The 11736-nt window shown below is 72.9% G+C and carries 10 protein-coding genes and 1 pseudogene; 4 read left to right on the forward strand and 7 right to left on the reverse strand.

The window, feature by feature from the left end:
• Nucleotides 1-194 precede the first annotated feature (194 nt).
• Complete coding sequence (locus tag JW592_RS21580) at nucleotides 195-590, reverse strand: hypothetical protein (protein WP_209266846.1); 396 nt, start codon at nucleotides 588-590, stop codon at nucleotides 195-197.
• A gap of 156 nt (nucleotides 591-746) precedes the next feature.
• Between JW592_RS21580 and JW592_RS21585 the strand changes: the two genes are divergently transcribed.
• A complete protein-coding gene (locus JW592_RS21585; RefSeq protein ID WP_209266847.1) occupies nucleotides 747-2081 on the forward strand; it encodes an amidase family protein in 1335 nt (444 codons plus the stop codon).
• On the forward strand, nucleotides 2081-2635 hold the full coding sequence (locus JW592_RS21590; protein ID WP_209266848.1) for an HAD domain-containing protein: 555 nt from the start codon (nucleotides 2081-2083) through the stop codon (nucleotides 2633-2635). The genes JW592_RS21585 and JW592_RS21590 overlap by 1 nt, the downstream gene beginning before the upstream one ends.
• Before the next feature lie 14 nt (nucleotides 2636-2649).
• Here the strand turns inward: JW592_RS21590 and JW592_RS21595 are convergent, their stop codons facing one another.
• The 4 genes from JW592_RS21595 to rpsA all read right to left on the reverse strand — a co-directional run bounded on the left by JW592_RS21595 (nucleotide 2650) and on the right by rpsA (nucleotide 6636).
• Nucleotides 2650-3096 carry a tetratricopeptide repeat protein gene (locus tag JW592_RS21595; protein ID WP_209266849.1) on the reverse strand — a complete coding sequence of 149 codons (447 nt, stop codon included), beginning with the start codon at nucleotides 3094-3096 and terminating at the stop codon, nucleotides 2650-2652.
• A 36-nt stretch (nucleotides 3097-3132) separates the two neighbouring features.
• Nucleotides 3133-3729 (reverse strand): dephospho-CoA kinase, encoded by a 597-nt coding sequence (gene coaE / locus JW592_RS21600; RefSeq protein ID WP_209266850.1) that lies wholly within the window; start codon nucleotides 3727-3729, stop codon nucleotides 3133-3135.
• A 38-nt stretch (nucleotides 3730-3767) separates the two neighbouring features.
• Entirely contained in the window at nucleotides 3768-4727 is a 960-nt protein-coding gene (locus tag JW592_RS21605; RefSeq protein ID WP_209266851.1) for a PAC2 family protein, read from the reverse strand.
• Nucleotides 4728-5112: 385 nt separating this feature from the next.
• The gene (gene rpsA / locus JW592_RS21610; protein ID WP_209266852.1) at nucleotides 5113-6636 is read right to left on the reverse strand and encodes a 30S ribosomal protein S1; all 1524 of its coding nucleotides are present in this window, start codon (nucleotides 6634-6636) and stop codon (nucleotides 5113-5115) included.
• 340 nt (nucleotides 6637-6976) lie between these two features.
• On the opposite strand from rpsA, the gene JW592_RS21615 reads away from it, so the two are divergent.
• Nucleotides 6977-7855: a class I SAM-dependent methyltransferase gene (locus tag JW592_RS21615; RefSeq protein WP_209266853.1), complete on the forward strand. Its 879-nt coding sequence runs from the start codon at nucleotides 6977-6979 to the stop codon at nucleotides 7853-7855.
• A gap of 8 nt (nucleotides 7856-7863) precedes the next feature.
• Nucleotides 7864-10398 (forward strand): annotated as a pseudogene (gene hrpB, locus JW592_RS21620) (ATP-dependent helicase HrpB); the annotation flags it as partial.
• Here hrpB and pgfA read toward each other — a convergent pair.
• A complete protein-coding gene (pgfA, locus tag JW592_RS32890) occupies nucleotides 10302-11423 on the reverse strand; it encodes a cell envelope lipid trafficking protein PgfA (protein ID WP_229376556.1) in 1122 nt (373 codons plus the stop codon). The pseudogene hrpB and the gene pgfA overlap by 97 nt on opposite strands.
• A gap of 25 nt (nucleotides 11424-11448) precedes the next feature.
• Complete coding sequence (locus JW592_RS21625) at nucleotides 11449-11583, reverse strand: SPW_0924 family protein (RefSeq protein WP_209266855.1); 135 nt, start codon at nucleotides 11581-11583, stop codon at nucleotides 11449-11451.
• Nucleotides 11584-11736 lie beyond the last annotated feature (153 nt).

An 11736-nucleotide genomic window follows, 5' to 3' on the forward strand; every position in this document is an offset into this window, starting at 1 on the left:
AGCACCCACTGACAATCCCTCCGACGATCAAGGGGCCCGCTGGTCAGCCCATACTCAGCGGTGCAACCGGCCGAGCTCGGCCGGGACGGCACGGCAACGACGGCTCTCGGCGAGGGGCCGGGAGAACGCCGGCCGGTGACGGTCAGGGCGACGGCGGATGACAGCGGTCAGGAGGTGACGGCAGCCCGTAGCGGTCAGCCGAAGGTGATGCCGCCGTGGATGTCGCGGGCCTGGACGACGGGGCCGTGCACCTGCGCGTCCCCGGACACCGTGTTGTGGACCTCGGAGTGCTCGGCGCGCAGCGCGGGCGCGTGCCGTTCGGCCCATCCGCGCAGCAGTGCCGCGAACTCCTCGTCCGCCCGGGCCTGCTGACCGAGCCAGCCGGTCAGGACGCGCACCTGCTCGCCGTCCGCCGGGTCGACGGCAGTCAGCTCTCCCGCGCCTGGCCGGCTGTCCGGACGTCGACCGCCCACTCGCCTCACGAGTGACAGCAGGGACTCCCAGGCGGACTGCCCGGCAGCGCCGGCAGCACCGCCCGCGGCGGCCGTCGCGGCGGTGGAGACGAGAGTGAGGGCGGCGTCAACGTCCATACGGCATACGGTAGGTCGCCCACAGGCAGCACCGCCAGACCGCACCCGGTTGTACCGTTTCCACAGCACACATGACCTCGAACGCGCGAGCGCGCGGCACGGCTCGGACAGCGGCGCTTGGTCGGTGCGGGGTTGGACGACGGGGGGGGAGACGGGATGAGCCCGGTGCGCGGGAACAGCCTGGCCGTGCACGCGGCGTCAGGTCGCGAACCCCTGGACCCCGCCGCGTACAGCCGTCTGCCGGCGGGCGAGATCGCCAGGGAAGTGACAGCGGGCCGGCTGACCGCGCACGAGGTGACGGCGGCTGCCCTGGCCCGGATCGCCGAAGTCGACGCCTCCATACGGGCGTTCACCGAGGTATGGCCCGGGCGCGCCGCGGAGCACGCGGCAGCCGTCGACCGCGCCGTCCGGGCGGGCGGCCGACTGCCGCTCGCCGGGGTGCCGCTGGCGGTCAAGGCCACCCAGCGCCTCTCGGCCCCGCCGCTCGCCCGGCTGCTGGCGGCGGGCTGCGTACCGGTGGGCGCCACGGCAACGCCCGGCGCGGGCACCGAGTGGCAGACGTGGGGCGCCACCGACCGGGGTCCCACCAGAAACCCCCACGACCCCGGCTGGAGTCCGGGCGGCTCGTCCGCCGGCTCCGCCGCCGCCGTGGCCGCGGGGATGGTGCCGCTCGCCACCGGAAGCGACGGTGCGGGCTCCATCCGTATCCCGGCCGCGTGGTGCGGGGTCCTCGGCATGAAGCCGACGGGCGGCCTGCTGCCCCCACGGAACCGGTCCCGCGGTCGCGCCAGGCGGAGCGTGCCCGGGCCGCTGGCCCGTACGGCGGCTGACGCGGCCGCCTTTCTCGCCGTGCTCACCGGCACCGCCGTACCGCAGCCGACACCTCCGGCGCGCCCGCTGCGCACGGCGTGGTCGGCGACGTTGGGCTTCGCCGAGACACAGCAGCCTGTCGCGGCGACGGCACGGGCGTTTGTGGACCTCCTGGTCCGAGCCGGTGCCCTCGCCCCGAGCTCCCTGTCCGTCCGGCTGCCGGACCCGGCCGACTGCTGGTTCTCGCTCCGCGACGACCTCCGGAAAGCACCGCGAGAGACACCACAAGAGAGCTCGCAGGAAGCGCCCCAGGCGGCTCCGCAGGAGGCACGGCACGGGGCACGCCGTGGGCCCGCTGCCCGCACGGCAGCTGTCCTCGCCACCGGACTCGACCAGGTCTTCGCCGAGGTGGATCTGCTCGCCACCCCCACCACCCCCAATCCACCGCACGGCCACGACGGGCCGGGAGACACCATGAGCACCGCCCTCACCTGGGCGTTCAACATCACGGGGCACCCGGCGATCAGCGTCCCGGCGGGGCTGACCGCCACCGGTGAACCGGTCGGCCTGCACCTCGTGGCCCCGCACGGCCGGGAAGCCGACCTGCTGGCCGTCGCGGCGGCAGCCGAGACCGCGGCAACAGCCCAACGCGCGGCGGCCGACGCGACGGGGGCCGGCTGATGGCCGCCGACCCGCCGCAGCGCCCGCTGCTCATGCTGGACGTCGACGGTCCGCTCAACCCGTTCGCGGCGCGCGGGCCACGCCGTCCGCGCGGCTACCGCACCCACCGGATGCTGCCGCCCAGCTACGTGGCGCGGCGGGAGGCAGCCGGGCGCCGGGCGCGGCCGCTGCGCGTACGGCTGAACGCGGCTCACGGGGAACGGCTGCTGGGGCTGGGCTACGAGCTGGTCTGGGCGACGACCTGGGCGGCCGAGGCGAACGAGTACATCGCCCCGCTGCTGGGGCTACCACGGCTGCCGGTCGTCGAGTGGCCGGAGGACCTCGTGCCGGAGTTGGACGGGCTGCTGTTCAAGACCCGGCATGTGGTGGCGTGGGCTGCCGGACGGCCGTTCGCCTGGGTGGACGACGCGCTGACGGCGAAGGAGCGCCGGTTCGTGAGCGCCCACCACCCCGGACCCGCTCTCCTCCACCATGTGGACCCCAGGTGGGGGCTGCGCGAGGACGACTTCGCGACGCTCGCCCGCTGGGCCGGGCGGTGCGCGAAGGAGCAGTGAGCAGTACCCGTCGCTCAGTTGCCGAGATCCGTCGTACCGGGCTCGGGCGGCTCGAAGTTGTCGAACCCCGCGGCCTCCACGAAATCCGGCCGCGGGTTGAGCGCGGCGGCGAGCTTGAAGTGGGCCCGTGCCTCGTCGTCCCGGGAGGCGCGCTCCAGGGTGCGGGCCAGCGCGAAGTGCGCGAACGCGTTGTCGGGCTCACGCTCCAGCACCCACTGGAACTCCTGCTCGGCCGACTGGAGCCGGGCCTGAAGGAAGTAGGCACGCGCGCGCAGCAGCCGTGCGCCCCGGTGCTCGGGGTGTTCTTCGATCACATTGTCCAGGAGGTCGACCGCGCCGCGTGCGTCGCGGGCTTCCAGGAGCTGCTCCGCCGCGCGGAACTGGATGAGGTTCGTCTCGGGGCTCGTCACAGCACTGCCCTTCCTTCGGCTCTCGCCTCGGCACAACGTCGGGCTGTCCATGACCATTCCCTCAGGACCTCGAGGCATCCCCGGGGATCAGCCGTGCAGTTCCTCCCACACCTCGCGGACCCGGGGGGCCAGCTTCTCCAGCGGACCGTCGTTGTCGATCACGATGTCCGCGACCGCGAGACGCTCCTGCCGGCCGGCCTGGGCGGCCATCCGGGCGCGCGCCTCCTCCTCGGTCATACCGCGCAGCCGTACGAGCCGGTCGAGCTGGGTCTCGGGGCTGGCGTCCACGACCACGACCCGGTCGTAGAGCGGGGCGAGTCCGTTCTCCACCAGCAGCGGCACATCGTGGACGACGACCGCGTCCGCGTCGGCCGCCAGCGCCCTGCGTTCCAGCTCCGCCGAGCGCTCCCCCACCCTCGGGTGGATGAGCGCGTTCAGCGCGGCCAGCCGGTCGGGGTCGGCGAAGACGAGCGAGCCGAGCCGCGGCCGGTCGAGGCTGCCGTCCGGCGCCAGGATCTCCTCACCGAACTCGGCGACGACCTCGGCCAGCCCCGGCGTCCCGGGCGCCACCACTTCCCGTGCGATCCGGTCCGCGTCGACGACGACTGCTCCGCACTCGGCGAACAGCCGCGACACCTCGCTCTTGCCCGCGCCGATCCCGCCCGTCAGACCTACCTTCACCATGCGGCACACGGTATCCGGTGCTCCGGGTCGCGCCGAAGTCAGTCCTGGCGGCCGCGGTCGCCGTCGGAGCCGGGGCCCTGCTGGCCCTCACGGTCGGCGAGGAACTGCTCGAAGACGGCGCCCAGCTCCTCGGCCGAGGGCAGCTCGGCGGGCTCGGCCACCAGGTTGCCGCGGGTCTCGGCGCCCGCCACCGCGTCGTACTGCTGTTCAAGGCCGCGGACGACCGAGACCAGCTCCTCGTCGCCCTCGGCCAGCTGCCGCTCGATCTCGTTCTGCGTCCGCAGCGCCTCCGTACGCAGCGCGTGCGCGACCTGAGGGAGGACCAGACCCGTCGCCGAGGTGATCGCCTCGGTGACGACCAGCGCGGCGTCGGGGTAGGTGGAACGTGAGATGTAGTGCGGCACATGGGCGACGATACCCAGGACGTCGTGGCCGCTCTCGGCCAGCCGCAGCTCGGCGAGTGCCGCCGCGCTGCCGGGAACCTGCGCCTCGTCGAAGACGGAACCCTGCGCCGGCACCAGGTCGGTCCGGTTGCCGTGCGGGGTGAGTCCCACCGGACGGGTGTGCGGGACACCCATCGGAATGCCGTGGAAGGTGACGGCCAGCCGGGCGCGGACCCGGTCCACGATCTCGCCGAGGGCCGCCGTGAAACCCTCCCACTCGTTGTCCGGTTCGGGGCCGGACAGCAGCAGGAACGGGGCGTCCGTCGCATCCCGCATCAGCCGCAGCTCCAGCCGGGGCGTCTCGTACGCCACCCAGCGGTCGCGCCGGAACGTCATCATCGGGCGGCGCGCGCGGTAGTCGAGCAGGCGGTCGACGTCGAAACGCGCCACCGTGATGTAGGGCTGGGTCTCCAGCAGCCGCTCCACGATCTGCTCACCGGTGTCTCCGGCGTCCATGAAGCCCTCGAAGTGGTACAGCATCACCAGGCCGGCGCTGTCCGGTTCCCCGACGATCGCATCGACAGCGTCGAGGCCGGCCTGATCCCACGCGTACATAGCTTCTCGCCGCTTGTGTGCCATACCTTGCTCAACGCCGCCGCCTCACAAGGCATTCCCTCCCACTGACGGGGGCCGCCACCCCACGGCGGGGCAGCCCGTCACCAGTTCCGCCGCGACGGCGCCCGGCCCGAACGACGGCGATCGGCGGTGCCGAACAAGCAGAGCCTGAGGCCGGCTCGGCACCGCCGGCAATGTCGTGCTCGGCACCGCCGACTACGTCGTGGGGTGTGCCGCCGTCGCGGCGGAAGAGAGGTGGGGGTGGCGGCAGGGCGCGGCGGCAGACGGGAAGGGCCCGCAATGGACCCGTCAAACGGGGCGAGGCCCGCACCCCCCCGGGGGGGGTGCGGGCCTCGCTTTCGGCTTGCGCCTCAGCGGTGAGCGTTCAGCTCTGGCCGCCGGCCAGCTTCTCGCGGAGCGCGGCGAGCGCCTCGTCGGAGGCCAGCGCGCCCGAGTCCTCGTCCGAGCCCTCGGACGAGTAGGAGCCGCCACCCTGGCCGCCGCCACCGCCGCCGCCCTGCGGGGCACCGGCGCCGCCGCCGGTGGCACCCTCGGCCGCGGCCTGCTCGTCGGCCTCGCGGGACTTGATGACCTGCGCCTGGTGCTGCTCGAAGCGGGCCTGCGCCTCGGCGTACTGGCGCTCCCACTCCTCGCGCTGCTTCTCGTAACCGGGCAGCCAGTCGTTGGCCTCCGGGTCGAAGCCCTCGGGGTAGATGTAGTTGCCCTGGTCGTCGTAGGACGCGGCCATGCCGTAGAGCGTCGGGTCGAACTCGACCGCGGTCGGGTCCGCACCGAAGGACTCGTTGGCCTGCTTCAGCGAGAGGCTGATGCGGCGGCGCTCCAGGTCGATGTCGATGACCTTGACGAAGATCTCGTCGTTGACCTGGACGACCTGCTCCGGGATCTCCACGTGGCGCTCGGCCAGCTCGGAGATGTGGACCAGGCCCTCGATGCCCTCGTCGACGCGGACGAACGCACCGAACGGCACCAGCTTGGTGACCTTGCCGGGGACGACCTGGCCGATCTGGTGGGTCCGGGCGAACTGCTGCCACGGGTCTTCCTGGGTCGCCTTGAGCGACAGGGAGACGCGCTCGCGGTCCATGTCGACGTCCAGGACCTCGACCGTGACCTCCTGGCCGACCTCGACGACCTCGGAGGGGTGGTCGATGTGCTTCCAGGACAGCTCGGAGACGTGGACCAGACCGTCGACGCCGCCCAGGTCCACGAAGGCGCCGAAGTTGACGATGGAGGAGACGACGCCGGAGCGCACCTGGCCCTTCTGGAGGGTGGTGAGGAAGGTCTGGCGGACCTCGCTCTGGGTCTGCTCCAGCCAGGCGCGACGGGAGAGGACCACGTTGTTGCGGTTCTTGTCCAGCTCGATGATCTTGGCCTCGAGCTCCTTGCCGACGTACGGCTGGAGGTCGCGCACCCGGCGCATCTCGACCAGGGAGGCCGGGAGGAAGCCGCGCAGGCCGATGTCGAGGATGAGGCCGCCCTTGACGACCTCGATGACGGTACCGGTGACGATCCCGTCCTCTTCCTTGATCTTCTCGATGGTGCCCCAGGCACGCTCGTACTGGGCGCGCTTCTTCGAGAGGATCAGGCGCCCTTCCTTGTCCTCCTTCTGGAGGACCAGGGCCTCGATCTCGTCACCGACGGCGACGACCTCGTTGGGGTCGACGTCGTGCTTGATCGACAGCTCTCGGGAAGGGATGACACCTTCGGTCTTGTAACCGATGTCGAGCAGGACCTCGTCCCGGTCGACCTTCACGATGACGCCGTCGACGATGTCGCCGTCGTTGAAGTACTTGATCGTCTCGTCGATCGCGGCGAGGAAGGCTTCCTCGGAACCGATGTCGTTGACCGCAACCTGCGGGGTGGTGGCGGAAGTCTCGGTGCTGCTCGTCATGTGGGAAAGGGTCTCCGGTACGGACATGAAGTCGTAGGTACTGCTACGCCGAGGACCCTTTGATCGCACCACATGCAAGTCAGCCGGAGAGCCTGGAAAGCCGGGAACCCGAGGGGACATACAGCCGATGCGAGCGCGGCCTGCTCCGTCCGAGGCACGCAGGCCCGCAGCGCAACTTGTAGCATACGGGGGCCGCTGGGCATGGTCAATGCGCGAAAGAGCACACCTGGGATGCAACACCCCATAACCGGCAGAACTCGCCGCTCCGCGCGGCCGGATGGCCCCCGCCCGGTGTCCTCGACCGAGAGTACGGCTAACCGAGAGTACGGCTACTGGCGCAATGGAACAACAGCACGAGGTCGACAGGGGTACACCTCCCCTGACACAGGGTGATCACCAGGGCGATCCGGTCGACGGCGACGCCGTGCGGCGGCCGGCCGGGGGCCGGGAGAGCAGCCGGGCCAGCCGCGGCTGGTGGGACCGGAACGCCGACGAGTACCAGAACGACCACGGCGACTTCCTCGGTGACGCCCGCTTCGTCTGGGGCCCGGAGGGTCTGGACGAGTCCACCGCGTGTCTGCTCGGGCCCGCGGAGCAGCTGCACGGCCTGGACGTACTGGAGGTGGGCGCGGGAGCCGCGCAGTGCTCCCGCTGGCTGGCCGCGCGGGGCGCGCGGCCCGTCGCCCTCGACCTCTCCCACCGGCAGCTCCAGCACGCGCTGCGGATCGGCGACGGACAGGGGGGCGGGTTGGCGTTCCCGCTGGTCGAGGCGGACGCGCGGGCGCTGCCCTTCGCGGACGGCTCGTTCGACCTCGCCTGCTCGGCGTACGGCGCGATCCCCTTCGTGGCCGATCCCGAACGGGTGTTCGCGGAAGTGGCGCGGGTGCTGCGCCCGGGGGGCCGGTGGGTGTTCTCGCTGACCCACCCCCTGCGCTGGGCCCTGGCGGACGAGCCAGGAACCGAGGGACTGACCGTCCTCGCCTCCTATTTCGACCGCACGCCGTACGTGGAGCAGGACGCCGCGGGCCGCACGGTGTATGTGGAGCACCACCGCACGCTGGGTGACCGGGTGCGGGAGCTGGTCGGCGCCGGCTTCCGGCTCGACGACGTGGTCGAACCGGAGTGGCCGGAATGGAACCAGCAGGTGTGGGGCGGCTGGTCCCCGCTGCGCGGACGGCTGATCCCGGGCACCGCGATCTTCGTCTGCACGCGCGCGTGAGCAACGCCGTGCGTCAGGACGAGCAGCTGAACCGGCTCCCCATCGCCGAGGCCGTCCCCCGGTTGCGCGAAGCGCTCGCCGAGTGCGGCGCTGCCGTCGTACACGCCCCGCCGGGCATCGGCAAGACGACGCTGCTGCCGCTCGCCCTGGCCGGGCTGTACGGCGACGGCGCGCCCCCGGGCACCGTCCTGGTGGCCGAGCCGCGCCGGATGGCGGCGCGGTCGGCGGCACGCCGGATGGCGTGGCTGCTGGGTGAGAAGCCCGGCGAGAGCGTCGGCTTCACCGTGCGCGGCGAGCGCCGCGTCAGCGCCCGTACCCGCGTGGAGGTCGTCACCACGGGCGTGCTGCTCCAGCGCCTGCAGCGGGACCAGGAGCTGTCCGGCGTGGACGTCGTACTGATGGACGAGTGCCACGAGCGCCATCTGGACGCCGATACGGCGCTGGCGTTCCTGCTGGACGTACGGGCCACGCTCCGGCCCGAGCTGCGGCTGATCGCCGCTTCGGCGACGCAGGACAGCCAGGCGTGGGCGCGGCTGCTCTCGGCGCGTGTCGTACCCGGACGGGGGACAAGCCACCCGGTCGACATCCGGTACGCGCCCCCACCCGCGGGGGTGCGTCCGCCGCACGGCATGTGGGTGGACCCGGCGCTGCTGCGGCATGTGGCGGCGACCGTCCGGCAGGCGCTGGCGGCCGTGCCGGAGGGCGATGTGCTCTGCTTCCTGCCCGGCGGCGGCGAGATCGCCCGGGTGGCGGGGCTGCTCTCCGACGTCCCCGCGCGTGTCCTGCCGCTGCACGGCCGGGCGCCGGCGCGGGTGCAGGACGAGGTGCTGAGCGGAAGCCCCGGCGCCGGGCGCGGCGAGCGGCGGGTGATCCTCTCGACCTCGGTGGCCGAGTCGAGCCTGACCGTGCCCGGGGTGCGGGTGGTGGTGGACGCCGGACTGGCCCGCGAGCCCCGTACGGACCACGCGCGCGGTCTGGGCTCGCTCACCACCGTCCGCGTCTCGCGTGCGGCGGCCGAGCAGCGCCGCGGCCGGGCGGGGCGCGAGGCGCCGGGGGTCGCGTACGCGTGCTGGGCACGGGGCGAGGAGGCAGGACGGCCGCGGGAGCCGTCCCCCGAGATCGCGGTGGCCGATCTGACCGCGTTCGCGCTGCAGGCCGCCTGCTGGGGAGATCCGGACGCGGCGCGGCTCGCCCTGCTGGACGCGCCGCCCGCGGGTGCGATGAGCGCGGCCCGGAGCACGCTGCGTGCGCTCGGCGCGCTGGACGAGGCGGGCCGGGTGACCGCGCGTGGGCAGCGGATGGCCCGTCTGGGTGTGCATCCGAGGCTGGCCCGCGCCCTGCTGGACGGCGCAGCGGCGGTGGGCGGCGAACTGGCGTGCGAGACCGTGGCGCTGCTGAGCGAGGAGCCGCCGCGTGCGTACGGGGACGACGCCCTGGAGGCTCTGCGGCGGGCACGGACGGCACGCCCGGACGATCCGTACGGGGCCCGCTGGGCCGCCGAGGTGCGGCGGCTGCGGTCACTGCTGGGCGGGGACGGCGTGAAGGGCACGAGCAAGGCGCGGGCGCGCTGCGTCACCGACGAGCAGGGCGTCGGAGAGGTGGTCGCGCTGGCGCAGCCGGAACGGGTGGCGCGCGCACAGAGCGGGACCTCGTATCTGCTGGTCGGCGGGCCCCGCGCCGAACTGCCCATGGACAGTCCGCTGCGCGGCACGCCGTGGCTGGCCGTCGCCGTGGCCGACCGGCCGGTGGGCGCCGCCTCGGCCCGGGTGCGGCTGGCGGCACCGATCGACGAGGAGAGGGCCCTCGCGGCGGCGAGCGCGCTGCACGACGTACGCGAAGAGGTGCGCTGGGACCCGGGCCAGGGCCAGGGCGGGGACGTGGTGGCGCGTGAGGTGGAGTCCCTGGGTGCCGTGCGGCTGTCGGTACGCCCGCTGACGAATCCGCCGCCCGAGGCGCTGCGTGAGGCCGCGCTGGAAGGGCTGCGGCGTGCCGGGACGGGGCTGCTGCGGTGGTCCGGGGGTGCCGTGGCGCTGCGGCACCGGCTCGCCTTCCTCCACCGGACGCTGGGTGCGCCCTGGCCCGACGTGGGTGAGGAGGCGCTGCTGGAGAGGGCCGACGAGTGGCTGGGACAGCCGCGGTGCCGGGCCGACCTCGCGCGGATGGACGCCTGGCAGGTGCTGTCGGGGATGCTGCCGTGGGCCTCCGGCGAGGCGGCGCGCCTGGACGAGCTGGCCCCGGAGCGGATCGAGGTGCCGTCCGGGTCACGCGTCCGGATCGACTACGCGCCGGACCAGCCGGTGCTGGCCGTCAAGCTCCAGGAGATGTTCGGGGCGCGGGAGACACCGCGGGTGGCGGACGGGCGGGTGCCGGTGCTCCTGCATCTGCTCTCCCCCGCCGGGCGGCCGGCCGCCGTGACCGCCGATCTCGCGTCCTTCTGGGCGGAGGGTTACCGCGGCGTGCGGGCGGAGCTGCGGGGGCGGTACCCCAAGCACCCATGGCCCGAGGACCCGGCGTCGGCCGAGCCCACCCGGCGCACGAAGAGCCCGAGGAGCCCGCGCGTCTCGTGAGGGGGTGACTCCGTCCGCCGTCGCGGGCCGCGAGGCCGTCGTGGTCGAGCGCGCAGTTCCCCGCGTCCCTTCGGGGCGCGGGCCTCCAGGACCAGCGAGGCGGCGAGCAGGAGGCCGCCGAGGGCGAGGAAGCCCCAGGGGAGATAGCTGGTCATCATCAGCACGAGCTGCCGTTGGGAGGAGACCAGATCCACCGTCGCGTCCTGGAAGTCGGGCCGCATCTTCACATGCCCGGCGAAGGCGGTGAGCGGCTTCTTGCCAGGCTGGTCCTTCCAGCGCATCTCCTCCTTGTGGATCTCCTGCCCGTCGACGGGCGCTCCGGTGACCGGCTCCACCCAGAACATCCGCTTGGTGGTGTACCAGCGCTCCAGACCGATCTGTTCGACGGTCTCGGGGGTGGCGCCCAGCGGGAGCTTCTTGGGCACCTTCACCTTGGTCCAGGGGATGGTCTGCTCGAAGTAGTAGGTCTCGATGCCGCGTACGGTGCGGGTGCCCTTGTAGTGGATGGGACCCGAGGTCCGGGTCTGGAAGTCGAAATACGCGTAGTCGCGCTTCTCGGTGAGGAAGGGCCACTTGTACTCGATGCCCTGGCGCCGTACCGGGTCGCCGTCGACATGCTCGCCGCCCGCGTGCACGGGCTCCTGGGAATGGGCGTCGAAGACGTAGCGCTCGGGGATCTGCGAGACCATCTTCCCCTTGTCGTCGGCGACATAGCTGAGGGTGTCCCAGACGACGACGTCGCGGCCGGTGCGGTCCTTGATCTTCTCGGCGGCTGCCACATTGCCCTTGAGGGTCTGCACGATGCTGACCTTGGGCACCTTCTTCGACTTCATGGTGGCGTAGTCGAGGAGGGTGGCGTTCTTCGCCTCCAGGACCATGTCCTGGTACTGGCTGGGCGGGATCTTCGCCAGGCGGGGGAAGGCGTACCAGCGGATCAGGGGCGAGAGCGCGGCGAAGAACACCGCGAAGGCCAGGAGGACCAGGCTCGCTCTCCTGCGCATGCTGCCTCCTGTCTGCTGCCTGCTGCTAGGGGTGCGCGGGGACCGTGGTGTGCAGCGGCTTCTCCGAGGTCTCGCCGGGCGGGGCGCCGATCGCGGTGACCGCGAGGACGAGCGCGAGCGCGGCGGCCAGTCCGATCCCGGCGGCGATGAGGGCACGCATGCGCTGGCTTCACCCCTCTGTGGGTGGCCGACCCCGGTGGGAGCCGGCGTCGGCCGTGCTGAGCTGACGCCTCGTCAGTTGTCGGTACCGTAGCAACACGCGCGTGTGAGGGGAACCACGCGTCAAGGGGTGGGACAGCCGGGACCGCACACA

This window comes from Streptomyces spirodelae (assembly GCF_017676385.1).
Classification (GTDB): Bacteria; Actinomycetota; Actinomycetes; order Streptomycetales; family Streptomycetaceae; genus Streptomyces; species Streptomyces spirodelae.